Consider the following 24,474-nt stretch of genomic DNA (forward strand, 5'->3'; position numbering starts at 1 on the left):
TCGCCATTTTTCGTTCCCTTTTTGTTTCACTTCTGATAGCCTCCCGGCATGGCCGGCGATCAGATTCGCAAAATCATCCATATCGACATGGACGCCTTCTATGCGTCCGTTGAACAGCGCGATGATCCCAGCCTGAGAGGCCGTCCCGTGGCGGTCGGCTATCCGGCAAAGCGCGGCGTGGTCGCCGCCGCCAGCTACGAGGCTCGAACCTTTGGCGTGCGCTCGGCCATGCCGTCGACGACGGCATTGAAGAAGTGCCCGCAGTTGGTTTTCGTGCCGCCCAGGTTCGAGGTCTACAAGGCCGTGTCGCGCCAGATCCACGAGATCTTCGCCGACTACACCGACCTGATCGAACCCCTGTCCCTGGACGAGGCCTATCTCGACGTCAGCGACAATCGCGCCGGTCTGCCGACCGCCACCGAAACGGCCCAGGAGATCCGGGCCCGGATCCTTGCGGCCACGGGTCTGACCGCCTATGCGGGCATCTCCTACAACAAGTTTCTGGCCAAGCTCGCATCGGATCAGCGCAAACCCAACGGCCAGTTCGTGGTGCCGCCCGGCAAGGGCGAGGCCTTCGTGCAAACCCTGCCCATCGGCCGCTTCCACGGCGTGGGCGCGGTGACCGAGGCCAAGATGAACCGCCTGGGCATCTTCACCGGCGAGGACCTGCACCGCCAGTCCCTGACTTTCCTTCAGCACCACTTCGGCAAGTCCGCCCCCTGGTACTACGCCATCGCTCGCGGAGAGGATCACCGGCGGGTCAATCCCGACCGGACGCGCAAATCGTTGGGCTCGGAGACCACCTTCGACATGGACCTGATCAACCCGGCGGCGATCAAGCCGGAGCTTCAGGCCCTGGCCGACAAGGTTTGGGCCTGGTGCGAGCGCACCGGCGCCAGGGCCCGCACAGTGACGGTCAAGATCAAGTGGGCCGACTTCCAACAGGCCACCCGCAGCCGATCCTTGCCCGGTCCGATCCAGGACGCTCAGACGCTGGCTCAAACCGGCGTGGAGTTGATGCGCTCGGTCTATCCGCTTCGGCTGGGCGTGCGCCTGGTGGGGGTGACCTTGTCGAACTTCGACCAGGAGGTTTCGCTCAAGAGCGAGCAACTGGGCCTGAGGCTAAACGACGCCGACGAAACCGACGCCGGCCCGTTGGCCAAGACGCACTGCCCCGCTTAAGGTCCATCCATGCCGCCCAGACGCCGCCCCACCGCCCAACTGCTGACGCCTGCCGGGTGGGCGGGACTGGTCGCGGCGATCGGCGTTGTCGCCGCTGCGGCGGTCGCCCTATCGGGCCTGCTGCGCGCGCCCTGAGCATCGCCTTGCGGGGCTGGGGCCAAGCGGGCATGAGCGCGGCATAATCTCCGGGGAATCATCCATGCATCGCGTCGTGAAGACCTGCGCCGCCCTCTTCGGCCTGGTCGCCGCCATCGCCGTTCCCGCCTCGGCCCAGGCCTGGGGCCGCGAAGGCCACGCCGTGGTGGCTCAGATCGCGCGCGGATATCTGCGGATATCTTACGCCCAAGGCCGCCGCCGCGGTCGACGCCCTGCTGGCGGCCGACACCGACGCCCTAACACCCGCTGACCTAGGCGCTCGCGCCTCGTGGGCCGACGCCTGGCGCAAGGATCATAGCGAGACCACCGAGTGGCACTTCGTCGACACCGAACTTGACCACCCTGATCTCGCCGCCGCCTGTTTCGGGCTTCCCGCCAGCGCCGCGCCAGCCAGCGCCGGTCCCGAGAAGGACTGCGTCATCGGCCGCCTGGACGCCTTCGAAAAGGAATTGGCCGATCCCAAGACCGATCCGACCGAACGACTGCTAGCCTTCAAGTTCGTGCTGCATTTGGTGGGCGACCTGCATCAGCCGCTGCACGCGGCCGACAATCAGGACCGGGGCGGCAACTGCGTGCCGCTGGCGCTGGGCGGCCCACACACATTCAATCTGCACAGCTATTGGGACACGGTGATCGTCGAGGCGATCGAAGCCGATCCGGCGAAGCTGGCCGTCAGCCTCGCCGCCCAGATCACCCCGGCCGAACGCAAGGCCTGGGAGAAGGGCGACGCCAAGACCTGGGCGATGGAGAGCTTCGCGGTCGCCAAGGCCAGCGTCTACACGATCAGCTCCAAGCCCGGCTGCGCCAATGACACCTCGCCAGTCAGCCTGCCCGCCGGTTACGACGAACAGGCCAAGAATGCCGTGGCTCTGCAGCTGAAGAAGGCCGGCGTGCGGCTGGCCTTGGAACTGAACCGGGCGCTCGGCTAGCCCAGGCTCACGGGTTTACCCGACCGGCTTGGCGCCGGGCGTGCCGCACTTGGCGAACTTGCCCTTGGCATCCTTGCACTTGACGGCTGGGCGGGCGCTGAGGCCGGGCACTTGATGAACTTGCCTTTGGCGTCGCGGCACGACGCGGCGAAGGACGGACTGGAGAGGGACAGGGTCAGCAGGGCGGCGGCCAAAGCCAGGGTACGGCGCATGGGGATCCCTCCAGTCGAGATGGGGACGGGCTAGGCTGACGCCGGTTTGCGGCCAACTCAAGACGAAATCGCCCTCTCAGCACCGCTCCGAAAACCGATCGTAGGCGTCGCCCCGCCGCGTCAGCAGATCAATCTGGCCGCCATAGATCTCCTGGCGCAGGAAGGCCAACTCCGCCTCTTTGTCGGCCTCGGCGACATCGACATACCAGCAGCGGGACGGCACGCTGTCATCGCCGTTCCAGCGATAGCCCCGCGTCTTGAGTTGGTCCTTCATCGCGAAGGGGGAGTTCTCGGCCCAAATCCGCCAGGTCGGCGTGCGCGTCCGTTCCAGCAAGGCGGCCAGGGCCGCCGCTTCTCGGCAGATCGCTCGCCAAGAGCTCAATGGCGGCGGCGCAATCGTTCACCGCGCGGTGCCGATCATAGAAGAACCCGGCGCCAGCCGCGAGCCAGGCGAGCTTGACGCCCTCGTGCCCCTCGGCGCTCCAGTCCACCTGGCTCATCGAGCAGGCCCAGGGTTTGGTGCGGAAGACCTCGCAGAACCGCTCCAGGAAACGGCGATCAAAGGCAGCATTGTGGGCGATCACCAGAGCGGCCGGCGCGGCGAACGCCGCCACGGCGTCCAGGTCAATCGCCTTGCCCGCGACCATGGCGTCGTCGATGCCTGTCAGCGCGGTGATTTCCCGGGAGATGGGCGATGTCGGCTGACGAAGACCCTGAAAGGCCTCGCCGACCTCGTAGACCCGGCCGTCCAACCCATAGCGGAACGGGATCATGGCCAATTCGATGATCTCGTCACGGCGGTGGTCCAGGCCTGTCGTCTCGACATCGACGAAGAGACCCGTGCGCGTCAGGACCCCGTCCAGAACGCCGATAGAGGGTCTCGGCGCCAGGCGTCGCAGCACGCGATAGTCGCCGCTCGCCTCCAGCGTCGCGGCCATCACCTTAAGATCTTCACCCTTCGCCACGGACGCTCGCATATCACCTCAGCGACTCGCCACGCCAGCCATCACGCATTTCCAGCAGTCCTCTTGGCTAAGGCTCCCACGGCGTCGCGTGCTCCGGTCACCCTCACCCCGCCACGGTATACTTCAGACTCGCGGACCATAGGCCCAGAGGCTTTTCCGCGATCGCGTGTTGGATCGACAGCAATTCCTGGCCCGACAGATATCCGTCGCCGGTTAGGTGCTTGGCGTAGATCGCCGTCAGGTTCGTTCCAAAGGCGTCGCTGGAGCCCACGACGTGCAGCGCGAAGCGTCCACGCTGGGGCATGGGGGTCATGGAGACACCAGTGAGCGCCCCCCAGGGAACGACGCGGTTGGGCGGTAAGGGTGGATCGGCGACCGCGGAGACGAGTTGCCAGACCTTGTCGTCATAGCCGTAGCCCAGGATCATCATCGGCCCGGCGACGCCGCGGGCCGTCAGCGGGCGGTCAATTTCAAGCCGATGCCGGACATTGGGGGTCAGCACCATAACCGGCTCGAGCGCGCGCCCCATGTGCCCCATGACGGGATCGAGGGTGTTTGGCGCCCGAAGCCGCAACGTCGTGCCGTCGCCCAAGCTCTTGAGCGCGGTCTCCAAGTCTGACGGCGCCGATTGCGCCAGCAGGTGCTCGAACTCGTCCAGCGGCAGCTCGAACGCCTCTGGAGTCAAACCGCGATCATGCAGGCCAAGCGCTTTGATCAGCGCCGCAGCAAATCCATTCAACGCCGGTCGTTTGCCCGCCAGGACCAATCGGAACGTGTCGATCGTCCCATGGACGCTCGAGGGCGCGATGCGGTGCAGGGTCTGGAAGAGTTCCTTGTTACGCGCCGGGACGCCAAAACTGTGGCGCGTGACCGTTTCGATGTATGCGCCCCACGGTTTGGCCGCGATCTTGGACGGGGGTCGGCCACGCTGAGGTTTTTGGTCGGTTTCCATCATTTTCCCTCCCCCCAGCGGGTGCCGCCCTTTCGATACCTGAAGAGCCCTGGCGGTCGACGTCGACCGCCCTCCCACGATGGAAGGGGCTCGCAATGCAATCTAAGCTTTACCAAGATCTCATCCAAGCAACCTACGCTGATCGCGACCGTCTGCCGGCGGCTTTGGTCGGACCGCACCGTTGGATTACCGGCCTACCCTCGCCCGACGAAGCGCCGCGATCCACCGGTCCGGTGCGCGCTCTGCTCAAGGACATCGCGATCCTGGCGCTATCGTCCTCCGCGGCGGGCGGGCTTGGTTACGCCGCCACCCACCTTGGTTTGGGCGGTGTGGCCCTAGTGCCTCCGGCCATCTTGGCCGCCCTGACCGCGGCTGGCCGGTTGCGCAGCCTGACCGTCGGTCATATGCACGAGGCCGGGCACGGGGTCGGCTTTGAGGGTTGGAAGGCCTTGGGCCTGCCACGCCCGCGGCTTCGCGCGCTTCGGTTCACCCTGGCCGAAACCTGTTCGGTGCTGGTGGGCACGCTGCCCGCCCGCGTTTATATGAAGGCTCATGGCCGCCACCACCGGCAGCGCTGGCTCGGAACGATCTACGAGATCGACGGTATGGATCTGGCCCACGAAGGGTTTGAGCGCTCCATGAAGCCTGGCCAGTTCTACAAGCGGCTGGCGAGCAAGCTGCTCAATCCGCTGTGGTACGCCAAAAAGACGGTCTCCAGGATCGTGGCGGGAACGACCCAGGGCCCCGTGGGGCGCCGGTTCGCCGCGGCCGCAATGTGGGCAAGCCTCTTTGGCTCTCTGGCTTGGCTCGATCCGTCCGTGTGGCTCTTCGCGATCGCCCTGCCCTGGCTGACCCTCTACCCGGCGGCTTCGCTGCTCCAGGTGCTGACAGAGCATCCCTATGGTGATCAGACCGGCGCGCGAAACTTCGCGGAATATGCTCAGAAGACCTGGGATCGCATTCCGTGGGACCCCATGCCGCGCGATGGCGCAGGACCGCTGCAATGGCTTCAATGGTCGCTTCGGTTGGCGCTTCTGCATCTGCCCTCGCGCCTGGCCGTGCTGGACACGACCATGATCTGGCACCGCTACCACCATATCGCCTGGCCGCTGGGTCGCGCCTTCGACGATTGGTGGGCGATAGATCACCACGCGATCCAAGCCTGGCGCGACAACGCCTGGCCGCTGGGCTGGCAGGAAAACACCCTGTCTGGCCTGCCAGAAGCGCTGGAACGCCAACGCAAGCACATGGAATCGAGTGTGGTCTGACACTACCGCGCCTGATGGCCACGGCCGTCAGGCGCGGGATTGCTCACCGCGTGCGCCATGGGATGGAAAAACACACGCGAGGCGATCAAGCAGTACAACTTTCACGAAAACCCAGTTTAATCGCCTTTAACGGTGGAGGGGTGCAATGACGTCGCGAATTGAAGAGCTGAACGCCAAGATCCAATCCGAGGGACTGCACTGGACGGCCGGCGAGACGGGAATGGACCGGCGGCGCGCCTTGACCGGCCTGATCATGAGCCCGGACGAAATCAAGCTCGCCAAGGAAACGGCCGACTGGATCGGACGGTTTGGATCGTCCGACGACTTGCCGCCAAGGCACGACTGGCGCGACCACGATGACGGCAACTGGCTCTCGCCGGTAAAGGACCAGGGTGACTGTCAATCCTGCGTGGCGTTCGCGACCTTGGCGGTGGTCGAGGCGCGCAAGCGCATCAAGGCCTATTCCACCGTCTTGAGGATAGATCTTTCTGAGGCGCATCTGTTCAAGTGCGCAGGCGGCGACCCTGCGGTGGGCTTGAGGGTTACGGACGCGCTCAAATTCCTCCGCGACCACGGTGGCGTGGTCAGTGAAGACCTCGCGCCCTACGATCGCATGAGCGAGCTGGACTGCGGCGCGGTAGCTGGCCCGCGCGTGGGCATCTCAACCTATATGAGCGTCTCTACCCAATCGCTACGTCGCTCCGCGCTGGTTAGCAGCGGGCCCGTCATCGGCAGCATGGAGGTCTATGACGATTTCTTCGACTACAAGAGCGGAGTCTACGCGCCCGCCAGTGGGCCACCGTTGGGGCTCCATGCGGTCTGCGTCGTGGGATACGACGACGTGGAGAAGGCCTGGATCATCCAAAACAGCTGGGGCGAAGGCTGGGGCGAGGCTGGCTTTGCTCGCATCGCCTACGAAAAGTGCGAGTTGGACGCCAACCTCGTCTTCTATGATCCACAGGTCGAATAGTAGGAGGACGCCATGATGACGAACCGCATCCCCTGCAGCGTTACTCTTGGCCAACCTCTTAAGCTTGAAGTCGAAAGCCGCGCCGGTTCCGGCTACCGCTGGACGATCACGACACCCGAAACCGAAGCCTGGAAGGTCCTGGACTTCAACACCGCGCTCGATCCGATCAAAGGCGCGACCACCTTGGTGTGGCAGGTGATGATGTTGCGCGTCGGATCCTGGAACATCGTTTGCAGGCGCCAGCGCCCTTGGGAAAAGGAGCCCGCAGAAGAGCGCATCTTCGAGATCAGCGTCCAGCCCTAGCGCTGGTCCTGTCACCAGACTCAGCACACTCTCCGGCCTGTGGCGCTGCAACTTCCCCTTGCCTTGGATGAGCCGCCCGCTTCGCGTCGCCGTTTGTGGATCTTGTCCGTCGAACCGGAGAGGCTTCCCCTACTGCGCCAAGCGGTCTCGGGACGCGTCGCCACGGTCATCGGCGTCGATCAGGGTCGCGACGAAATCAACCCGGACGATGCGATCCTCATTCGCACCGCGCCTCACCAGTACGAGGCCTACGGTCGTACCGCCGGGCTCTTCGCCCACGCTGTCGGCTTGGACGGCGACCTAGCGCCCGACCTCGTCGCGTCCGTGGCCAGGGTTCACGACCAGACCGTCAACATGATGGCGTTTGGCCGTGGGGCGGGCGTGCGACTGCCCTCTGACTACGATCCGGTCACCAGCATCGAGCGCCTTGTCTCGGCCGTTCGCGATCGGGACCGCCTGCCTCGCCAAGCAAGGCTGGAGCTTTGCCAGTTCGCCCTTTCGCAACTGACGCCCGAGCAGCAACTTCTGCGCGCCGTGCTCGCCGCGCAGGCCCAAAGGCTCTCGGCCTTGATCTCGGTCGATGAGAGCGGACAGCGCCTGGAAACGGAATTTGTCGATCACGTTGCTCTGTTCGGCACGCCGCTGGAGCATCTGGCCAGAGCGTTGCGACCAAGCCCGATCACCGAACAGCTGGACTTCTTCGTTCCCCGCGCGAGCAAGCCCGCTCGCGATTTCAGCCTCACCGCAGTCCCCGTGGTCGGCCTGGCCGTGGACCTCAAGTCGGGCGCTCCGTTCTCGCGTGGGGCCGCCTTCACAGACGCCGCGCCCACGTTGTTTCTCGATGAGTCCACGCTCTCGCCGTTGTTTGGCGACGTCAGTTCCCGGCGCCTGGTCGCTGTCGCCGAGTTTTCAAAGGACGAGCGACATCCCCCGTCCGTCGACGTGCGGGTCGATTGGGACGTCCGCCACCTGCTCAAACCCCTCATGCCAGATCGTGAGGGTGCCGCCCAACTTCACGTCTGGCTTGAATCGTACGACGGATCGCGCGCAACGGTTGCCAAACCCGCGACCTTGGGCCAACAAATAACGTTCGACGTTTCGGCCAGCGAGTTTTCGATGCCCGACGCCGTCGAAGGGGTAGTGGCGTTTCGCAGTAGTTTTGGGGGGGGCGGTCGGCGGAAGTTTAAGCTTCTACGCACCGGATAGTCTCCCCTCGAATTGGGGGACATAAGTGTCAACGCCGAACAAAGTGCGCTCTCAGATCTATTTCGATGCCTGGCGACCTGGCGAAGAAGACAGATCCTATGACAAAGGCAACGAGCCCGCGACGGCCTTGCGGGTCATCTTCGGCGAGACGAAGAAATCCTTCCCCTTTTTCAAAGAAGTCATGGAGATCTATGATTTCAAAACTGAAGTCATCAAACTTCTGTCGCTGAATGACTTCTTCTATGAAACCGCGTCCCGCGCGCCGGAGGGTCTGCCTGGGGCAGCCGGCAAGCTGTCGTACGATTTCCTCGTCGACGCCATGGAAGAGGACAACCTCAAAACCTTCGTGGAGTTGCTGGACGGCGCCCATAACCAAGGCGTGGAAGAGTTCGAGGTCTTCACGCTCTTCGCAAAATTCCCCCCCTTCCCCTGGTCGCTACTGCACCCTCGCAAGCCTTCACCAAATGCGCCCTCTGCGACCGGCTTCCTTGGCTATCGGTTTTTGCTGTTCTCGCCACCGCTGTCGGACAGCGGACAGGATCTGCCCCATGACGACGACGCGGCGATCCTTGAGCCGGCCTACGGCCTGATCGACGATTCCAGCCTTAAGGCGGTGAGGCGCTACATCGAGCGTCGTAGCCTGAATGCGCTGGCCGGCGCCGAATTCAAGCCGCTCGAGGTCTTGCCGATCCCGGTGGATCCCGAGCATGAGGACCCCGAACCCGCCAAGGTGCCGGCGGTGCCCGGCTTCACCAACCAGGTCGCTAAATATCTTTCGAGCCGGGAGTGGTCCTTGGTTCACGTGGCCTGCCACGGCGACCTCAGCGCGCCCAGAGCCCAGAAGAATTTCCTTCGCGTGCGGAACTGGCAAATTGTCCGATCCAACGAACTGAAGGATGAAATCCAACGCGAAGACGTGGTGAGCGCGACCAACCAAACGAGCGCAAAACTCCTTTTCCTCAATGTCTGTTATTCCGTCCCGGGCGCTAAGCTGACCAATAATGGGTTCGAGCGATTGAGCCCGACCGTCACAATCTCAACCCTGGGAAAGATTTGTGATCGGTACGCGGCCGATCTGGCGACGTCGTTTTTTGACAAGGCCATTCCCCGGACGGGCGGTCGCCGGCGATGCGGTTCGGCGTTCCAGGCGGCGCTGCGCGAGCGATTGGAGCAAACCCTCAATCCGGCGCATTTGCTGTTTATCTACCAGGGCTTTCCCGAGGTGGCGCTGTCATGACGATGCCGCTCCAACGTACTGGCGTGCTGGCCAAGAAGCTTGGCATGACCCGTCTGTTCGACGAATCCGGTGAGCACGTTCCGGTCACGGTGCTTTCACTCGATGGCTGCCAGGTCACGGCGCAGCGTACGGTCGAGAAGGACGGTTACACCGCGCTGCAATTGGGCGCCGGGGCCAAGAAGCCCAAGAACACGCCCAAGGCCATGCGCGGTCACTTCGCCAAGGCGGCGGTGGAACCCAAGCGCATCGTCGCCGAATTCCGCGTCGAGGAAAGCGCTCTGATCGCAGTAGGCGCCGAGTTGCAAGCCGACCACTTCGTCACCGGCCAGAAGGTCGACGTGCAGGGCATCACTGTCGGCAAGGGCTTTGCCGGCGCGATGAAACGCTGGAACTTTGGCGGTCTTCGCGCCAGTCATGGCGTGTCGGTCTCACACCGTTCGCACGGATCTACGGGCAACCGGCAGGATCCGGGTCGCACCTTCCCAGGCAAGAAGATGGCGGGCCATCTTGGTCAGGAAACCGTGACCACCTTGAACGTCACGGTTTGGAAGGTGGACGTCGAACGCGGTCTTATTCTGATCAAGGGCGCGGTCCCCGGATCGGAAGGCAGCTACGTCAAGGTGCGTGACGCGGTGAAGAAGGCTCCGCCAGCGGACGCCCCCTACCCCGGTCAAATTCGCCTGAGAAATTATCTCGAACCCCCGCCCCTGCCCGACACTCCGGAAGAATGGTGGAGTCGGATGTCGGAAGCCTGGCGCCAGGCCCAACCCACGGCTGAAGATCTTTATCCAACCATCAAGCTCCCCGCTCCGGCAGCTGGATCTGACCGGGCCGACGCGATCTACGAGCTGCAGAGGCTCGTGTGGCACGACGGGCGTACACATCTGGTGAGGATCAAAGACGAGATCATCCGACGCGCGGCGCATCGGTTTGTGGCGAACTTGTCGCGCGAAGCGGTCAAGTTTTTGCTCGATCGCACAGCGCGAACCGCCAAGGCCGGCGCTCTGCTCTTCACCACGCTGCGTCAAGGCTCAGCGCCGGAACTTGAGGTCGACAGCCCCGACCGCGCCGATTGGTCGGCGGACACCACCGCAATGGTCAAGTCGGTCGTCGAGGCCTTCATCCATGACAGCCCGGTCAACTTCGTGGTGCGCAAAGCCCTGTCGAGACGGGAAGGTGCCGATACGGTCATCGACGGTCTAATCGAGGTCTACGATCATTTGCCAGGCCTGGATTTGGAGACCCGGTTTCCGACCCAAAAACCCACTTGGGCCACCGGAAACGGCAAGCTGCGCTTGGCGGTCGACTGGGATTTCCAGTCAGCGACCGAGGACAGTTCGGACGACGACGATCCGGAAGATGACGCGCCGCCATCGTTCTCCACCTCAGACTATCAACTCGTCCTCAAGGAAAACGACGTCAAGGACGTGGAACGTCGGTTCGGCGTCCTTGCCCAGTTGGAGTTTTCCCTCAGGACAGAGCAAGATCCGCGCGGAAGCAGGATCACCGTGCGTCCGGTGTTCGAGGACCGGGTGCTGAACGCTCAAAGATTCGATTTCGACACCTTGCCGGCTTTCACACCCCCATAGTCGAGGCGATCGCTGGCGCTAGCGCGCCCAGAACACATGCACCTCGTCATGCGCCGTGTGATGGTGAAGACGTCGCCGCCGGCCACGGCGTCATCGGCCAGCCAAAAGAACCCTTATCCGCTGGTGGTGACCCTGGAAGATTGGTGGGCGTTCAACCCCACGATCTACGGCCTCCTTGACGAAGGCGTGCGCCGCCATCTCGCTGAGGTGAGTCTGGACCCAACCCTTCCTGACAGGATGCCCTATACGATCGCGTCGGCCGCCGAACTGGAGATAGCCGCGGGCGTGATCGCGCGGTTGAGATTGAACGGTTCATGCGCGAGAAGACCACGAACGAGCACCGGCAATGGGCGGTGTCCCCCTTCGCCGCCAACGTGTTCGAAGGCGTAGGACTGACGGGTCAGCACCAATTTTTCGAGGCCGAGCGGAACCGCCTGACCCCAGAATAGGGATAAGCGCCCCCGGGACCACGATGTCTCCAGCGCCCTGCTCCGACAGGATGTCGCCGATCGCGTTGGTGTTCGATATCTGCTCGTCGCCGCGCTGTTGTCGGTGCAACGGTTCAAGCGCTTCGAAAGCCTGCGCGCAATTTTCGACGACGATGACCAGGCCGCATGGCTTTGGATCGACGCCTATCACGCTATCCGGACGCGACGCCGCTCGGCTGAGCGTAAGGCCTGTGTTGATCGAGCGCTGGCCGCCAATCCCCATGTGCCGGCGCTCTTGAACACCGACCAGCCACTGTGTGAACGGCTGATCGGCGATTACGCGATCGGTTCAGCCGAGGAGGCCAACGCCTTCGCCGCGTCAGAAGGCGGTAGGCTGTGGCGGATGGATTGGCGTACGCTTCACGCCCTAAACCAGCACCCGCGATCGTGAGCGGTCCATCGATCTAAAACCTGCTCGCACGAAAGACTACGCCTCGCTCGGCCCGCCCAGCGTCACTGCCCGATCCAACGACGCCGCCGCCACGATGGCCCGAAACTCGTCCAGGATCTCCGAGTGACGCCCGCGCAGATAGCGCTCGATCTCGCTGTTCCCGATCAGGCGAGACAGATAGCCCGACGCGATCACCAAGTGCAGGACGTCGTCGCCGTACGAGGTCTCCAGGGCTTTGAAGTCCTGGGTCAGGGATTCCATCTCCCGCTCCATGCGGGCCATCTGATCGCTGGTCATGCCGCCGACCTTCTTGGGTTTGTTAGCATGGACCAGATCGGTTTGGCGGGTCGCAGCCAGCAGCGCCTTGGCGTAGGCGGAGGTGAAGTTGCCGGCCGAGATCATCGGTTCGGCCACTTCGATCTGGCGCATCGGTTTCATCTTGCGCAGAGCGTCGAAGGACACCGGATTGACCGCGCGGTCCTTCAGCAGCTCGACCACTTCGGGCGTGCCCCCCTCCAACAGGCTGCGCCGACGGCGGATGGCCTTGGCGTCGACATTGAGGGCGCGGGCGAGCTTCTCTTCAGAAACGCCGCGCTCGATGGCGCGAACGATCATGTAGTGTTCCTGGATGGTGGCGAGGCGATTGACCCGCTTGTTGTAGGTGAAAGCCTCATCATCGTCGGAGATCAGGCACCGGGATTCCCGCTCCTCCAGATCCTTCAAGATCGCCAAACGCACGTGGCCATCGAGCAGCATGTAGGGACCGCCGCCCGGCGATCGCACCACGACCAACGGCTCGATGACGCCGACCTCGGCGACCGACTGGGCGATGCGCCGAAACTTCACCGAGGTCAGCACCTTCTCGGGCGTCTTGCGCATGGGCAAGATCTCGTCGAGCCGAACCGTGACAAGGTCCTGCTCGAAGGCGGCGCGAACGGGAGCCACCTCAGGCCTCGTGCACGCCGAGGCGCTCGGCCAAGGGCTTGGGCAAGGTGTGCATGGCTTCGGCCCGCAGCAGGGTGACGAAATGGTCGTCGTCCAGGAGCCGACGAAGACCGTTGACCACGAACAGCAGACGGCTCTGGGCGAGCGACGCCTTCTTGATCAGCAGCTTTTGGCGATCGGTCTCCTTGCGATAGGCCCGCACCAGGGCGTCGGCCGTGACCCTTACCCGCCCTGCCCCACCGTGGCCGCGCGCGCCGCTATGGCCCGCCTTGCCGCTGGTCTTGCGCTGTTCGATGATCTTGCGGATCGCCACCAGTTGATTGCCGGGCAAGGCCTTGTTCTCGTAGGCGTCGGCCAGGGCGCTTTGGACTTCGGCGTCGCCGGCCTTGGCGATCTCCATGGCGATGGTGTGGGGAATGACGCCGCGCTCGACGGCGTTGATCAGGCGCACCTCGCCGTTCTCGAGCAGGAAGACGATCGCCCAGATGTATTCGGGGCTGAAGTCGGTCTTGCGGGCGATCTCGGCGACCGTGTAGCCGCGCTCCTTCAGGGCGCCGATCTCGAGCACCAGCTCCATCGGACTGTGCTGGCGACGGGCCAGGTTCTCCACCAGGCTCATGACGAAGCAATCTTCGACGCTGGCCTCCATGACCACGGCCGGGATGTCGGTCTCGCCCAACGCCACGAAGGCCTCCAGCCGCCCCTGCCCGCAGATCAGGTCATAGCCGCCGTCCTCACGCGCGCTGACCGTGATCGGCTTTTTCAGGCCCAGATTGGCGATGCTGGAGACCAATTCCTGGAAGATCCACTTGTTGCGCGAACGCGGATTGAGGACGGTGATCGCCGCGATCGGGATGCGGCGAATATGCTGATCCTGCTCGTTCATGCCGCGCTCCGCAGGCGAAACCGCCGCGTCAGATCGAAGAACGGCTCCAGGTCGTCGAAGCGATATGCGTCGAGAAAGACGCCATTGTCCTCGGCGAGCCTCAACCTAGACGCCTCGCCAAGATCGATCCAAGGCAGGAGATACCAGTCGCGCACAGTGGCGTTGTCGGCGTTCATGCGCGCGGCGATGGTGATGTCGGGACGCAGGCCCGCGTCGAGCCGGATCTTCCAGCGACCACCGCTCGGGGTCGGCGCGCAGCGGGCGATGGCCAGTGAGGTCGTGAACTCCTCATTGACGGTCATCAAGTCGGTAGCCGGGTCGACCCGAACCGTGCCGCCCAGCCCGCGGATCGCGCCGAGCGTCTGTTCGACGATCTTCGGATGCAAAGCGCGCAGGACGCGGTTGGTCTCCAGGTAGCGATAGTCGCGGGGAATGGCATAGCCGACCAGTTCGTAGGCGCGAACGAGACTGCCAAACCGATGGCGGTAGGTGGAGCTGGACGGCATGTCCTCGACTTCGTCGATGATCAGGCCGGAGAGACAGCCACGCTGCGTGAGCAAGCCGTTGAGCCGCTCCAGCAATTCCTCGTCGGTGAACCGGCGCGTGCGCTCCTCGATAATCCGCCGGGCGGCCAAAAAGAAATCGGGATCGACGATGGCATCGAAGGCGCCGTCGCCTCGGACCCAGTGGCCCGGTTCGTTGACCACCCGCTTCTTCTTCAGCTTGAAGGAGACGCGATTGTAGACGTTGTTGCCGACGTACTTCTCGTTGCTCAGCACTTGGTGGACGACGCCCCGCGTCCAGGCGCGGCCCAGATCCGTCACCAGCCCTTCCTCATTGAGCAGGATGGCGATCTCGCGCTCTGACCGGCGATGCAACACGAACATCCAATAGATGCGCTGGACGATCTCGATCTCTTCGGTCGGCCCCGGCGCCAGGACCACGCGATCGGTCTGCAGACTCTTCTGCTCGCCGCGGTTCAACACGCCTTTGGGTTGGCGATGCTCGTCCACCAGCACGCGGCGAAGGCCAAAGCCGGCCGGCCCGCCCTGCCGAAACCCCAGGGTGATCAGGCGGCGCTGGCCAGTGAAGACTTTGGCTGACAGTTCGCGGCTGTACTCGCCGGCCGTCGCCCGCTTCATGCTCTTGATGATCGTGGCCGAAAGGCTGCCGTCGTTTTCGAATTGCTCGGCGCAGTAGTGAACGATGATGCCGGCCTCACGGCACTGGAATTCGTAGAAGGCGCTCTCGTCGGCGTCCTGGAAGCGGCCCCAGCGACTGACGTCGTAGACGAGGATGGCCTGAAAATCGGCCCGGCCGGTCTTCACATCGGCGATCAGGCGCTTGAGCGCATCGCGGCCGTCCAGCCGCAGACCGCTCTTGCCCTCGTCGGCGTAGGTCTGGACGATCTCGAACCCCTTGCGCGCGGCGTACCTGGCGATGATCTCGGCCTGGTTCTCGGTCGAGTATTTTTGATGCTCGGTGCTCATCCGAACGTACTGAGCCGCGCGCACTGACGCTCCGGCGGGCTTTTCGTCGCCGGTTACACTTTCCATCTGTCTTCAATCCCCACGCCAAACGTCACCGAGCCGGAGCACCTTGGCTCCGGTGGGACCCTAGGTCGGGGACGGTGGGAATGTCGCGTTCGCAGAAGGACCGAAAACTTCAGTCAGATTTGGGAAAAACTTTTCCGCAAGACCCCGACCCGCACCGCATGGATTTCGTCGAGGCCATCGCCCAGGCGCTGCGGCGCGAGTATGGCCAGAGCCCGGCAGCGGTGAAGGTCGTGGTGCGTCTGACCCGGGCCAATCCGCGGGCCGTGCGCAACTGGTTCGCCGCCAACAACGGTCCCAGCGGCGAGAACCTGGTGGTGCTTCTTCGCCATTCCGAAGAGGTCCTTGAAACCGTCCTCTTCCTAGCCGGCCGTCACGACCTGATCACCGCCCGCAAACTGGCTGGAGCGCGGGAGAAGCTCAAGGAAATGCTGGAGATGATCGACGACCTGCAGAGCGGCTGAAACAGCGGCGGCTCGGTGACGGCTGATAGCAGCCACCGAGCCGCCAACTATCACCGACGCAAGCGGCCATGGTTAATCATCAAACGATACTTCACGCCCGGATCATCCAACATCTCGAGCCGCGCGATGTAAGCCCGAGCGTGACGTTTCGTCGGAAATGAAAAACGGAGATAACCCCGCTTCATGTAGAGTTCGTTGGTCTGCCGCCGCTTGGAGCGGATACCGATAGCGCCGAGATGGTCGACCTGCCGGCGAGCCTGATCCAACAAGAACAACGGATCTCGGTTCGCACTGCGAACCTTCACCCTTACAACTGCGTATCCCATTTTCTGTCTCCAACTCGATGCGGAGCAGCGCCATTGCCGATCCTCGGCGCCTTTACAGTTTGAGTTTTCGCAGCCTGCTTTTTGTAGCGAAGCCCGCGCGCTCATCGCCACGAGGCGTTTGACTAGGCCGTAGCGAACGCGCCGCGATGCTGGTCAGCCAGAATGAAGTCGGCCGCTTCGTCGAAATTGGCGACCTTGTAGTCAGGACCAACGTCACGCTCGTGCGGCGTCCATTTGGGCGAGAACCCGCCCGGGAAATAGATCGTCACAAGACCCGCGGCCTTGGCCGGTGCGATATCGCGATCGAGTTGGTCGCCGATCATGCAGGCACTGTCAGCGCCTTCCAGGCGGCTGACCCGCTTGAAGAGGCCAGCTTCCTTCTTGGCTTCGAGGATATTGGCGCCCAGGTGGTCAAGCCCGTGAGCCAGCAGCGAGCGCTCAATACGCGCCCGCTGGCCTTCGGTGAGGATGAACAATCGATACCCGGCAGATGAAAGACGCGAGAGCCCCGTCGAGACGCCCGTCCGTAGCGCGGGCTTGGCGTCCAACTGCTCCTTGAAACTGTCCTCCAACTCCTGGGCCCGAGCAGAGGCCAACCCTGCGTTCTCGTCAGCCCAGACGCGCTTGACCGCGCGCCCGATCGCCTCGCCGCTCAGCACCAGGGCCAGGGCTCGGGCAAGGATTTGGGTGGGATAGCGTAATCCGCCGTGGTGTTGGGCCGCGATCGCCTGATCGACCTCCCGCACATACGCCAAGCGATCAGCGGCTTGCGTCTTGGCGCCGACCGCAGTTTCCACCGCGTCGAGGAGCCAAAGTTGAGCGTCCTTGTAGACGGCGTTGGTGTCCCAAAGTGTGTTGTCGGCGTCGATGAATACGAGCTTGGTCATGGCTTGGCTGTCTGCGTCCCTGACGCGCTTGGCGACTTTAGCGAGTCGGCCGGCCCACTAATGGTCGCGGAAGATTGCGACGTAACTTGGATCGAGGTGCTGCCGGGCCGCGACGGCGTTTCTTTCCACTTGGGCACGAACGCCAACGTTAGGGCCGCAAACACCAGCCACCCGAGAAAGAGCTTCGTCGAGAGCGACAAGAAGTCCTGCGCCGGACGCAGGTAGCGCACCTTGTCGTTGGCTTTGCAGGCGACGAGATAAGATTCCATGACGCTATCGCGCAGATAGTCCGCCGCGATCTCGACAGTTGGTTTCTTGTTCTCGCCGGCCGACGGCAAGTACGTCTTGACCGCATCGGCCCAGGCCTCAGCTCGGGTCTTGCTGATCGGCATGTAGAAGAGGCGCGACTTGACGATCGGCGTGGCGAGCGTGGACTTGCTAGTCTCCCATCGATAGCGGGTGCGGCTGGCGTGGAAGATCACCGTCGCTCCGGTCAGCGCGCTGAAGAGGAAGGCGGCGAACAACAGGTAGCTTAGGACCACCAAGAACTCACCGGAACCGTAGGACCCCTTGGGCGGAAAGTAGTCGGCGAACTTGCCGAAAATTACCCCGCCGATGGCCGCGAAGATCGAGATCACCGTGAGGAGGCGCGCAGCCTTCTGGTCCTGATACTCGGTCTGTTCCTTGGCTTCGTCGAGACTCTCGCGGTAGCGCTCACTCAGGGTCTCAAGCGTCGCTGCATCCTGGCTGTCCAGCTTGAGCGCCCGCAACGGTGCTGTCAGTCTAACGCTAACTTGTCTCCACTTCCGGCCTCAACGGGGCTCGAGTTCGGAGATGGTTCGTGCAGCTCTCATTCAAGCGCCACCGGTTTCCGGCTGAGGTCATAAGACACGCCGTCTGGCTGTATTTCCGCTTCACCCTGAGCTTTCGCGACGTCGAGGAGATGATGGCTCGCCGGGGCGTCGACGTCAGCTATGAGACCATCCGCTGCTGGACGATCAAGTTTGGTCCGCAGATCGCCAGAAATCTCAAGCGCAATCGCCCTGCCCCGTCGCCGCGCTGGCATCTGGACGAGGTCGTCTGCTCCATCGGGGGCAAGCGTATGTACCTCTGGCGCGCCGTCGATGACGAAGGCGAGGTACTCGACGTGGTCGTGCAGAAGCGGCGCGACACTGAGGCCGCGCTGAAACTTCTAAGACGCCTGCTGCGCAACCAGCCCGTGGAGCCAGAAGCGATCACCACGGACGGGCTGAGGTCGTACGGCGCGGCGCTAAAGCAACTTGGCCTGGAGGACCTTCACCGGCCAGGCCGGCTTCGAGAAAACAACAGAGCAGAAAACTCCCACCTGCCGATCCGCCGACGGGAGCGGAAGATGCAGCTCTTCAAGTCTCAGCCTTCCGCCCAACGTTTCCTCACCACCCACGCGAGCGTCTACAACACCTTCTACATCCAACGTCACCTGATCAGCCGATCCGCCCTGCGCACCTTCCGCGCCGCGGCTAACGACGCCTGGCGCGAGGCGACTGCCGCCGCGTAACGAGGGCCTCGGCCAGAGCTAACTGCAGCCGGCGGCATTAAGTTGACAGTGCTCATTCGATGCTGGGTCAACAAGTTCGGCCCGTTGATCGCCTCAAATCTGCGGCGCGGCCGGTCTGCGCCAACCGGCCGATGGCATCTGGACGAGGTCGTGGCCAAGATCGGCGGGCGGCGGATGTTCATCTGGCGCGCCGTCGACGACGAGGGCGAAGTGCTCGATGTCTTGGTTCAGAAACGCCGCAACAAGAAGGCCGCGCTGAAGCTGCTGTGTCGGCTCCTGCGCAACACCGGCGTCTCGCCCGAGACGATCGTCACCGACAAACTGGCGTCGTACCGCGCGGCGATGAAGATGCTCGGGCTGCAAGAGCGCCATCATCCCGGCGGCATGCGCCAGAACAATCGCGCCGAAAACTCCCATCTGGTCATCCGACGACGAGAACGAAAGCAGCAGAAGTTCAAATCTCAGGGCTCAGCCCAACGCTTCCTCGCCAGCCGCGGACCAATCTACACCGCCTTCAACCTTCAGCCTCACTTGATCTCCAGGCCAGGGCTTCGAACGCTCCGAGCCAAGGCGGAGCTTGCCTGGACGGCGGCCACCGCCGCGGCCTAGCTATCCCCTCCCCCGCGCTTCTCGCGGCCGATGACGGTTAACTTGTCAGCTCCATCAACGTTAGCTCCTTTCGCGCGCCCAAACCTCTCCCTCTCCATGGTCAACCAACTTGAGCTATAAATCAGAGCAACAAGAAGAACAACCGCCCACAGTAATTCATACTTAGCAGAAACCGCTATGTTCCAAAATATATGTGCGGAAATGCTAGAAAAGCAGACTAGCAGAAAAATGCTTAAGCCTCGGCCAATCGACGCCTTCAAGAGAACAAAGCTAAATATATGAATGCAGAAATTTGGAAGACTAAAATAGCTAATTACCATAGCTGTTTCAAAAGTATTTACGGATCCAAATGAACCAGCCATCTCATACAGAAACACACATGAACCGCAGGCTATCCAATCGAGAACTCCAACTTTTCTCAATGCCGCTACTGCAAATATTTTTAACATCTCCTCGATCAAGACAGGACCACAGATCATCAAGATAAAGATAATACCACTTTCACTGATCCAGGCAGTCTGGATTCTGTAAGTGACAAATAGAACCAACACAGTTGAAATAGTTAAATATATTACCGCAAGCACGGCACCACAAAAAACTGCGCCTCCCAACGCTGCAAATTTCCGCACCGCTAATAAGTCCCGTTTTGAACACGAACTTTCGTCTTCGGTTCAGGCTTCACCGGCTGAACTTTAGGCTCTTCGGATTTCGGGAAACCTTGGGGTCCTCGCATTTCCGGCGGCGGTTCGTTTGGGTCGTGCTGCACAGCATCAATCCAGTCCGACAGCATTTCGGCGAAATTACCGCGAACACCATGTACGGTTTCATTGGCCTTATCTTCAACCATGTCCTCTAAAGGCGTACTACCACCCCTTCCCCCTTGCTGGGGATCGACGACGCCTTCCAAGAAGCGATGGTAAGCTCTATCTTGATGTGCTTGTGCAGTGTTGCGGAAATCTCTCCAGTCTACATCCCCGTCATTATCAGTGTCTTTTGTGTAGGGCTTGCCGGTAGAAGCGTCACCAATTCGGCCAGCGTAACTGTCCAATTTGTCAGCAAACCGCCGCACCCATCCAGTACCTGATGACTGCCTGCCTGTTGGGTCGTTTAGATTTAGAGGATCATTACCCACATAGGAATACCAATTAAGCCCGTCCTCATAGCCGGCCGGATCTGTCTGCAAAAACCGCCCAAGGGTCGGTGAGTAAATGCGGGCCTTGTAGTGGTAGAGGCCGATCTCCGAAAGCCACACTTGGCCAGTGTACTGAAAGCGTCCAGCGTTGGTTGCGGCTGGTAGGCCGTATTCATCATAGGTATTCGCACTTAGCAGCGTACCGGTCGGACCAGTGATGCCGACCACGGAGCCCTGCTGATCTTTGATATACCATCGGCGATCGTTAGTACCGCTCCCCTCGTACCAGCTTACCGGCTCGTCAGGACCTGGGCCTGGTACATAGCGCCGTAACATAATACCCGAACTGCTATACTCGGCGACGAGATCCGGTCCTGAGTAGAGGAACTTCGTAGTGACTGCGCTGTTGATCTGCCGCAATCTACCCGTCGCGTCATAATTCAGTGTAGTGCCACCGGCCGAAGTCAAATTGTTGAGTAGATCATATCCAAAGCCATTGACACCATCGTGTATCAGATTTCCGCGTGCATCGTAACTAAGCGCTGATCCACTCCCCGCTACTAACTGATTTAGTTTGTTGGCGCCGTAGCTCCGGCTTGCCGCGGCTCCCGACCAGTCATAAGCGCTGTTGGTACTGTAGGTAGAGACAATTTGAGACGCTGGATTTCGAGAGTAGACATAGTAGCCGTCCTGAGCCGTACCGGCCAAATTGTTCAACAAAGTCGATAGCCGCGATACTGGGTCGTAGCTGTAGCCCGTGATGACGCCATTGCCGCGCTGCACCAGTGTCCGACGGCCAAGGTCGTCGTAACCGTAGGTGGCCGGAACTAGCAACGTAGTGACTGAACCGTTCTCTCGAAGCTGTCGAGGCTGACCAGCATCTGTATAAATATAGTCTACAAATAGTCCGTCAGGCCAGGTGATCCGCGTCCGATTTCCAGCTAGGTCGTACTTGTATCCCAATTGCTGGCCATCTGTCGTCTCTGTGACTATTCGGCCAAGAGTGTCATAGGTTACAATAACGCCGGGGCCACCGCTGGAAAATACGCTGGATAGTTGACGCCCAAGGTTGTCGTAGGTGTAGTCGACGTCGGCTATCTCAGGTCCGCCCATATGTGTGGCTCGGTTCAGAGCGTCGTAGGTTGTGGTGATCGTTTCGCCGCTCCGGCGACGCCAATTCGTACGGTTCCCATTGGGATCGTATCCATACAGTTCATAGTCAGTTGTCGAACTGCCCGCCCTTGCCGGGTTCGGGTAACGAACCTTCTGAAGGAAATCTAACCCATCATACTCGTAGGTCGTCAGGTTGCCATTCCCATCGGCGATAGTCGCCTCTCTACCGTTGCCGGTATAGGATAGAACCTTTTCGACACGGGACTGCCCAGTCACCAAACCGTAGCCTGATACAATTTGAGTCACCCTGTCGGCAGCATCATAAGCAAATCGGGTGATCCTATCCGGGCCGACTGAGCCCGGTGCACCCGGATCGCATGCAGAAGTCGGAAGCGACCCAAATGCCGCCGTATTCATCCGCACCGTTTGGCAAGTTAAGCGACCGGACACGTCATACGCGTACTGCGTGACAGTATGGTTCGTCGACCCAGACTGAACGCGCTGCACAATCTTTTGACCAACATTATCATATTCTGTAGCGAGCCGCTCCGTTTCAGTCATGGCCGCAAAAGCAGCTGCCGTCTGGCCGGCCGCGCTGCCTCTTCGAACTAGAATGGGTTGTCCGTCAGCATTATAGCTCGTCGCGGTTGCTCGGTTCCGCCGAGCGCCCGCGCCATCAGGATCCGGTTCGACTACACCAATAAGTCGGCCAACGACGTCATAATGGCTGACAGTTTTCTTTCCGAGCGGATCAGTATTCTCAATCGCTCGGCCAGCTGAGTCGTACGCGAAGCTTTTTGTAGCAGAAATGCTATTATTACCTGAGCTCTCTATAATTGTTTCCGGAAGAAAAGTTGAACCCCAATAGGTGTATGAAATTTTATACTCTAAGGACGATCCGATACAGCTCGCCCCCGCAGTACAGGTCGACGTTCCGGTGCGCCTGTGGAGAAGTCCATTTCCCGTATTGAAGGTTGTGTAGCTATGGCGCAACTCTGATCGGACACCAAGCTGGTTGGCAGGCCCAATTTCACTAGTCACTTCCCCGCTAACATTATCGTAATAATAGTCCGTTCGCTGACCTGACAAGACGCCATTTGCATCTTTCGTCCAATTAGGCTTATTGCATTTCACTGGGTAGATACATGAACCATCATACTCCGCCTGAAATACAACGATATTTGATCCAGAAGAATTGACTTTTTTGGTGTCCGTGACCTTCGTAAGGTTGCCCCGCAAATCGTACTCATATGAATGCCCATTACTTTCAGGAAGCACTATCCGACTTGGACTGGCTAAGTTTGGATATTCATAGAGATATTGAGTCTCATTTTCCGTCGCATTTTTGTGATAACTTATTTTATTAGACACGACTCCGCCACTCGAGGAGCAATCTCCTTGGCCGGAGTAATCATATCCGTCTGAAACAGAAACTATAGAAAACGTAGACTTGTGGCCCAATGGATCGGTGACGACTCTGCTGCCATCAGAATTTATCTCGTAGAACCACTTTTGGTCTCCACGCTTTACGGAAACCAAAGGTATCGAATTCCCTTCACTTACTTGCGAAACATCTCTATACTCGATCTCCGTACGAACACCCCCGGGTGAAACAACAACACGGGGAAGTAGTTGGGTGTAATCTACCCCCCAGCAAACATTAATTGGATCAGCGTGCAACTCTACACGGTAAATACGATTGAGATCGTCCCGCTGAGTAAGAACGGCATCGCGAAAATTATTTGTATACAAGATTGACGTATCAATCGAAGAAACTAAAGATTCACCTTTATGCAAAGAAAACAACACCTCGCCGCCACCACCAGCGCGGTAGAATAACCAATTTGTCCCAGGATTGGTACTTGGCACAAAATTTTCAGGTACAGAGCGTGAGAGAGTTAGCTTGTATCCGAGATTACTCCTGACGGTGTCGATCGCCTTCGCGCCACCAGCGGTTGTCTTTACCGAGTACGGATCGTAAGTTAACTTCTCACCAGACGGATAAGTCACACTCTCCGCATAGGCGTAGGCACTATATCCAGCATTATTACAGCCAAACTCCGAGCATTGGGCGAGTGGGTTGTATGCTAAATCGAAAAAACTATAGGCTACACCTTCTCTATCGGTCATAATATACTTGTTTGAAGTGACACGAGTTAGCGTAGCGCCGTCAACTGATGCAACTTGTGTGCAAGAGCCACTCGCGTAGCAGGTAAAAAGCTTATCCAAACCACCTATATGGACTCGAATATGCCGCTCGGTCGGATTACCTGTGTCCCAGCGGGTATAAGTTTCGTCGTCTAAAAAAACATTCAGCGAAAACGATATCCGACGCCCATTAAATGAAGTGTTTGTATTTAGTCGCCCCGCACCCGGCGCGTTAAATGAAAAAGGAGATGTGGTCACAAAATTACCGCTAGGTATATCTACCCCATTTTTATCGACTTCGGCCGCTACAACAGGATAGTACTTTAACGAGGACCCCTGGGCTGCTGCAAACTGGAAACCAAATCCACTTGCAATGATCGCCAAGAAAATTACTTTTACTATCATCCGGAGACGGCAATTTTTCATTTAAAATTCGCTTTCAGGTGCGGAATGTCTATTCATATTCAATATAGTGGAAATTTTTGCGCCTACGGAGAGATTATGACTACGGAGACTGTAGCTTGTGAAGAATTTCCGCCCCCTCCTACTGCGTGATAAGTAAAGCTATCAGAGCCGACTTGTCCTGAATTTGCTGTGTAGGTCGCAACAAAACCGTTCAGAAGAATTGTGCCCTTCGCTGGCGGGGTGTCTATCACTACCCCTGTAACAGCACCGGATGCGGGTAATCCAACTGCGCTGAACCCGTTGAACGGCACGGTCAGCGATGCGGCACCTGCGGTCGGCGCTTCCTGCGAAATCTTGTTTACTGCGAGTCTATTGCCGCCGGCGTCATAGCCATAGGACGCTCCTACACCTCCGCGCATTGACCCGACGAGTTCGCCTTGGGGATTGTAGGAGTAGGTCGTTGTGGTTTGAGCCATCGCGGAAGAAGCGCAGAGGGTGATGCATAGCGCTGCACTTCGGGCGGCACACGCCCCTACATCGAATTTCATTATGTGTCCCCGCTCTGCTTAGCGCTACTCTGAATTCGAAACGGTGACGGTTGCAACGCAAGCGCGACATTCA

Annotated in this window: 26 protein-coding genes and 1 pseudogene; 15 read left to right on the plus strand and 12 right to left on the minus strand. The window is 60.5% G+C overall.

The features are described 5' to 3' along the window. Positions 1-48: 48 nt before the first annotated feature. The 4 genes from dinB to ACW179_RS17030 all read left to right on the plus strand — a co-directional run bounded on the left by dinB (position 49) and on the right by ACW179_RS17030 (position 2,267). On the plus strand, positions 49-1,182 hold the full coding sequence (gene dinB / locus ACW179_RS17015; RefSeq protein ID WP_492060648.1) for a DNA polymerase IV: 1,134 nt from the start codon (positions 49-51) through the stop codon (positions 1,180-1,182). A gap of 9 nt (positions 1,183-1,191) precedes the next feature. Further along, positions 1,192-1,317 (plus strand): hypothetical protein, encoded by a 126-nt coding sequence (locus ACW179_RS17020; RefSeq protein ID WP_492060649.1) that lies wholly within the window; start codon positions 1,192-1,194, stop codon positions 1,315-1,317. Between the two features lie 64 nt (positions 1,318-1,381). Next, positions 1,382-1,588 carry a hypothetical protein gene (locus tag ACW179_RS17025; RefSeq protein WP_492060650.1) on the plus strand — a complete coding sequence of 69 codons (207 nt, stop codon included), beginning with the start codon at positions 1,382-1,384 and terminating at the stop codon, positions 1,586-1,588. Then, the gene (locus ACW179_RS17030; RefSeq protein WP_492064343.1) at positions 1,554-2,267 is read left to right on the plus strand and encodes a S1/P1 nuclease; all 714 of its coding nucleotides are present in this window, start codon (positions 1,554-1,556) and stop codon (positions 2,265-2,267) included. Before ACW179_RS17025 ends, ACW179_RS17030 begins: the two co-directional genes overlap by 35 nt. Before the next feature lie 288 nt (positions 2,268-2,555). Here ACW179_RS17030 and ACW179_RS17035 read toward each other — a convergent pair whose 3' ends face one another. From ACW179_RS17035 to ACW179_RS17045, 3 genes are all read right to left on the minus strand, one after another. Continuing rightward, positions 2,556-2,753, minus strand: a complete 198-nt coding sequence (locus ACW179_RS17035) for a hypothetical protein (protein WP_492060651.1) — start codon at positions 2,751-2,753, stop codon at positions 2,556-2,558. Continuing rightward, positions 2,707-3,417 (minus strand): 3'-5' exonuclease, encoded by a 711-nt coding sequence (locus ACW179_RS17040; RefSeq protein WP_492060652.1) that lies wholly within the window; start codon positions 3,415-3,417, stop codon positions 2,707-2,709. Before ACW179_RS17040 ends, ACW179_RS17035 begins: the two co-directional genes overlap by 47 nt. 130 nt (positions 3,418-3,547) lie before the next feature. Then, positions 3,548-4,399: a hypothetical protein gene (locus ACW179_RS17045; RefSeq protein WP_492060653.1), complete on the minus strand. Its 852-nt coding sequence runs from the start codon at positions 4,397-4,399 to the stop codon at positions 3,548-3,550. Positions 4,400-4,491: 92 nt separating this feature from the next. On the opposite strand from ACW179_RS17045, the gene ACW179_RS17050 reads away from it, so the two are divergent. From ACW179_RS17050 to ACW179_RS17085, 8 genes and pseudogenes are all read left to right on the plus strand, one after another. After that, positions 4,492-5,664 carry a hypothetical protein gene (locus ACW179_RS17050; protein WP_492060654.1) on the plus strand — a complete coding sequence of 391 codons (1,173 nt, stop codon included), beginning with the start codon at positions 4,492-4,494 and terminating at the stop codon, positions 5,662-5,664. Between the two features lie 145 nt (positions 5,665-5,809). After that, positions 5,810-6,634 (plus strand): C1 family peptidase, encoded by an 825-nt coding sequence (locus ACW179_RS17055; RefSeq protein WP_492060655.1) that lies wholly within the window; start codon positions 5,810-5,812, stop codon positions 6,632-6,634. 12 nt (positions 6,635-6,646) lie between these two features. Further along, complete coding sequence (locus ACW179_RS17060; RefSeq protein ID WP_492060656.1) at positions 6,647-6,937, plus strand: protease inhibitor I42 family protein; 291 nt, start codon at positions 6,647-6,649, stop codon at positions 6,935-6,937. A 102-nt stretch (positions 6,938-7,039) separates the two neighbouring features. After that, a complete protein-coding gene (locus ACW179_RS17065; protein WP_492060657.1) occupies positions 7,040-8,143 on the plus strand; it encodes a hypothetical protein in 1,104 nt (367 codons plus the stop codon). Positions 8,144-8,168: 25 nt separating this feature from the next. Continuing rightward, entirely contained in the window at positions 8,169-9,380 is a 1,212-nt protein-coding gene (locus ACW179_RS17070; RefSeq protein ID WP_492060658.1) for a CHAT domain-containing protein, read from the plus strand. Then, positions 9,377-10,108 (plus strand): annotated as a pseudogene (gene rplC / locus ACW179_RS17075) (50S ribosomal protein L3); the annotation flags it as partial. The gene ACW179_RS17070 and the pseudogene rplC, both read left to right, overlap by 4 nt. Positions 10,109-11,283: 1,175 nt before the next feature. Continuing rightward, positions 11,284-11,418 carry a hypothetical protein gene (locus ACW179_RS17080; protein WP_492060659.1) on the plus strand — a complete coding sequence of 45 codons (135 nt, stop codon included), beginning with the start codon at positions 11,284-11,286 and terminating at the stop codon, positions 11,416-11,418. 103 nt (positions 11,419-11,521) lie between these two features. After that, positions 11,522-11,848 (plus strand): hypothetical protein, encoded by a 327-nt coding sequence (locus ACW179_RS17085; RefSeq protein ID WP_492060660.1) that lies wholly within the window; start codon positions 11,522-11,524, stop codon positions 11,846-11,848. 36 nt (positions 11,849-11,884) lie between these two features. On the opposite strand, the gene ACW179_RS17090 is transcribed toward ACW179_RS17085, so the two are convergent. From ACW179_RS17090 to ACW179_RS17100, 3 genes are read right to left on the minus strand one after another with little or no spacing between them, the layout of a single operon-like run. Continuing rightward, positions 11,885-12,793 carry a plasmid partitioning protein RepB C-terminal domain-containing protein gene (locus ACW179_RS17090; RefSeq protein WP_492060661.1) on the minus strand — a complete coding sequence of 303 codons (909 nt, stop codon included), beginning with the start codon at positions 12,791-12,793 and terminating at the stop codon, positions 11,885-11,887. Between the two features lies 1 nt (position 12,794). Next, positions 12,795-13,679 (minus strand): plasmid partitioning protein RepB C-terminal domain-containing protein, encoded by an 885-nt coding sequence (locus ACW179_RS17095; protein WP_492060662.1) that lies wholly within the window; start codon positions 13,677-13,679, stop codon positions 12,795-12,797. Then, positions 13,676-15,235 carry a recombinase family protein gene (locus ACW179_RS17100; protein ID WP_492060663.1) on the minus strand — a complete coding sequence of 520 codons (1,560 nt, stop codon included), beginning with the start codon at positions 15,233-15,235 and terminating at the stop codon, positions 13,676-13,678. Before ACW179_RS17100 ends, ACW179_RS17095 begins: the two co-directional genes overlap by 4 nt. A gap of 158 nt (positions 15,236-15,393) precedes the next feature. On the opposite strand from ACW179_RS17100, the gene ACW179_RS17105 reads away from it, so the two are divergent. After that, positions 15,394-15,696: a hypothetical protein gene (locus tag ACW179_RS17105; protein WP_492060664.1), complete on the plus strand. Its 303-nt coding sequence runs from the start codon at positions 15,394-15,396 to the stop codon at positions 15,694-15,696. A 50-nt stretch (positions 15,697-15,746) separates the two neighbouring features. Here the strand turns inward: ACW179_RS17105 and ACW179_RS17110 are convergent, their stop codons facing one another. The 3 genes from ACW179_RS17110 to ACW179_RS17120 form a co-directional block, all read right to left on the minus strand. Next, positions 15,747-16,022, minus strand: coding sequence for a hypothetical protein (locus tag ACW179_RS17110; RefSeq protein ID WP_492060665.1), 276 nt, complete (start codon positions 16,020-16,022; stop codon positions 15,747-15,749). A gap of 122 nt (positions 16,023-16,144) precedes the next feature. Beyond that, positions 16,145-16,909 (minus strand): HAD family hydrolase, encoded by a 765-nt coding sequence (locus ACW179_RS17115; RefSeq protein WP_492060666.1) that lies wholly within the window; start codon positions 16,907-16,909, stop codon positions 16,145-16,147. Next, complete coding sequence (locus tag ACW179_RS17120; protein WP_492060667.1) at positions 16,906-17,679, minus strand: hypothetical protein; 774 nt, start codon at positions 17,677-17,679, stop codon at positions 16,906-16,908. The genes ACW179_RS17115 and ACW179_RS17120 overlap by 4 nt, the downstream gene beginning before the upstream one ends. Before the next feature lie 71 nt (positions 17,680-17,750). Here ACW179_RS17120 and ACW179_RS17125 point away from each other — a divergent pair, with 71 nt between their 5' ends. Then, on the plus strand, positions 17,751-18,446 hold the full coding sequence (locus ACW179_RS17125; protein ID WP_492060668.1) for an IS6 family transposase: 696 nt from the start codon (positions 17,751-17,753) through the stop codon (positions 18,444-18,446). Positions 18,447-18,494: 48 nt separating this feature from the next. Next, on the plus strand, positions 18,495-19,055 hold the full coding sequence (locus ACW179_RS17130) for an IS6 family transposase (protein WP_492064344.1): 561 nt from the start codon (positions 18,495-18,497) through the stop codon (positions 19,053-19,055). On the opposite strand, the gene ACW179_RS17135 is transcribed toward ACW179_RS17130, so the two are convergent. The 3 genes from ACW179_RS17135 to ACW179_RS17145 form a co-directional block, all read right to left on the minus strand. Further along, positions 19,052-19,684: a hypothetical protein gene (locus ACW179_RS17135; protein ID WP_492060669.1), complete on the minus strand. Its 633-nt coding sequence runs from the start codon at positions 19,682-19,684 to the stop codon at positions 19,052-19,054. The genes ACW179_RS17130 and ACW179_RS17135 overlap by 4 nt on opposite strands. Before the next feature lie 2 nt (positions 19,685-19,686). Further along, a complete protein-coding gene (locus tag ACW179_RS17140; RefSeq protein ID WP_492060670.1) occupies positions 19,687-23,874 on the minus strand; it encodes an RHS repeat domain-containing protein in 4,188 nt (1,395 codons plus the stop codon). Between the two features lie 62 nt (positions 23,875-23,936). Next, positions 23,937-24,401 carry an Ig-like domain-containing protein gene (locus ACW179_RS17145; RefSeq protein ID WP_492060671.1) on the minus strand — a complete coding sequence of 155 codons (465 nt, stop codon included), beginning with the start codon at positions 24,399-24,401 and terminating at the stop codon, positions 23,937-23,939. Positions 24,402-24,474: the final 73 nt, after the last annotated feature.

This window comes from Caulobacter sp. AVps18 (genome assembly GCF_058681425.1).

Coding starts and splice junctions, on each gene's coding strand:
- ACW179_RS17055 (WP_492060655.1), top strand. CDS start 5,810: ATGACGTCGCGAATTGAAGAGCTGAACGCCAAGATCCAATCCGAGGGA.
- dinB (WP_492060648.1), top strand. CDS start 49: ATGGCCGGCGATCAGATTCGCAAAATCATCCATATCGACATGGACGCC.
- ACW179_RS17145 (WP_492060671.1), bottom strand. CDS start 24,401: ATGAAATTCGATGTAGGGGCGTGTGCCGCCCGAAGTGCAGCGCTATGC.
- ACW179_RS17050 (WP_492060654.1), top strand. CDS start 4,492: ATGCAATCTAAGCTTTACCAAGATCTCATCCAAGCAACCTACGCTGAT.
- ACW179_RS17105 (WP_492060664.1), top strand. CDS start 15,394: ATGGATTTCGTCGAGGCCATCGCCCAGGCGCTGCGGCGCGAGTATGGC.
- ACW179_RS17115 (WP_492060666.1), bottom strand. CDS start 16,909: ATGACCAAGCTCGTATTCATCGACGCCGACAACACACTTTGGGACACC.
- ACW179_RS17025 (WP_492060650.1), top strand. CDS start 1,382: ATGCATCGCGTCGTGAAGACCTGCGCCGCCCTCTTCGGCCTGGTCGCC.
- ACW179_RS17060 (WP_492060656.1), top strand. CDS start 6,647: ATGATGACGAACCGCATCCCCTGCAGCGTTACTCTTGGCCAACCTCTT.
- ACW179_RS17100 (WP_492060663.1), bottom strand. CDS start 15,235: ATGGAAAGTGTAACCGGCGACGAAAAGCCCGCCGGAGCGTCAGTGCGC.
- ACW179_RS17080 (WP_492060659.1), top strand. CDS start 11,284: ATGCGCGAGAAGACCACGAACGAGCACCGGCAATGGGCGGTGTCCCCC.
- ACW179_RS17020 (WP_492060649.1), top strand. CDS start 1,192: ATGCCGCCCAGACGCCGCCCCACCGCCCAACTGCTGACGCCTGCCGGG.
- ACW179_RS17110 (WP_492060665.1), bottom strand. CDS start 16,022: ATGGGATACGCAGTTGTAAGGGTGAAGGTTCGCAGTGCGAACCGAGAT.
- ACW179_RS17095 (WP_492060662.1), bottom strand. CDS start 13,679: ATGAACGAGCAGGATCAGCATATTCGCCGCATCCCGATCGCGGCGATC.
- ACW179_RS17045 (WP_492060653.1), bottom strand. CDS start 4,399: ATGATGGAAACCGACCAAAAACCTCAGCGTGGCCGACCCCCGTCCAAG.
- ACW179_RS17040 (WP_492060652.1), bottom strand. CDS start 3,417: ATGGCCGCGACGCTGGAGGCGAGCGGCGACTATCGCGTGCTGCGACGC.
- ACW179_RS17035 (WP_492060651.1), bottom strand. CDS start 2,753: ATGAAGGACCAACTCAAGACGCGGGGCTATCGCTGGAACGGCGATGAC.
- ACW179_RS17140 (WP_492060670.1), bottom strand. CDS start 23,874: ATGAAAAATTGCCGTCTCCGGATGATAGTAAAAGTAATTTTCTTGGCG.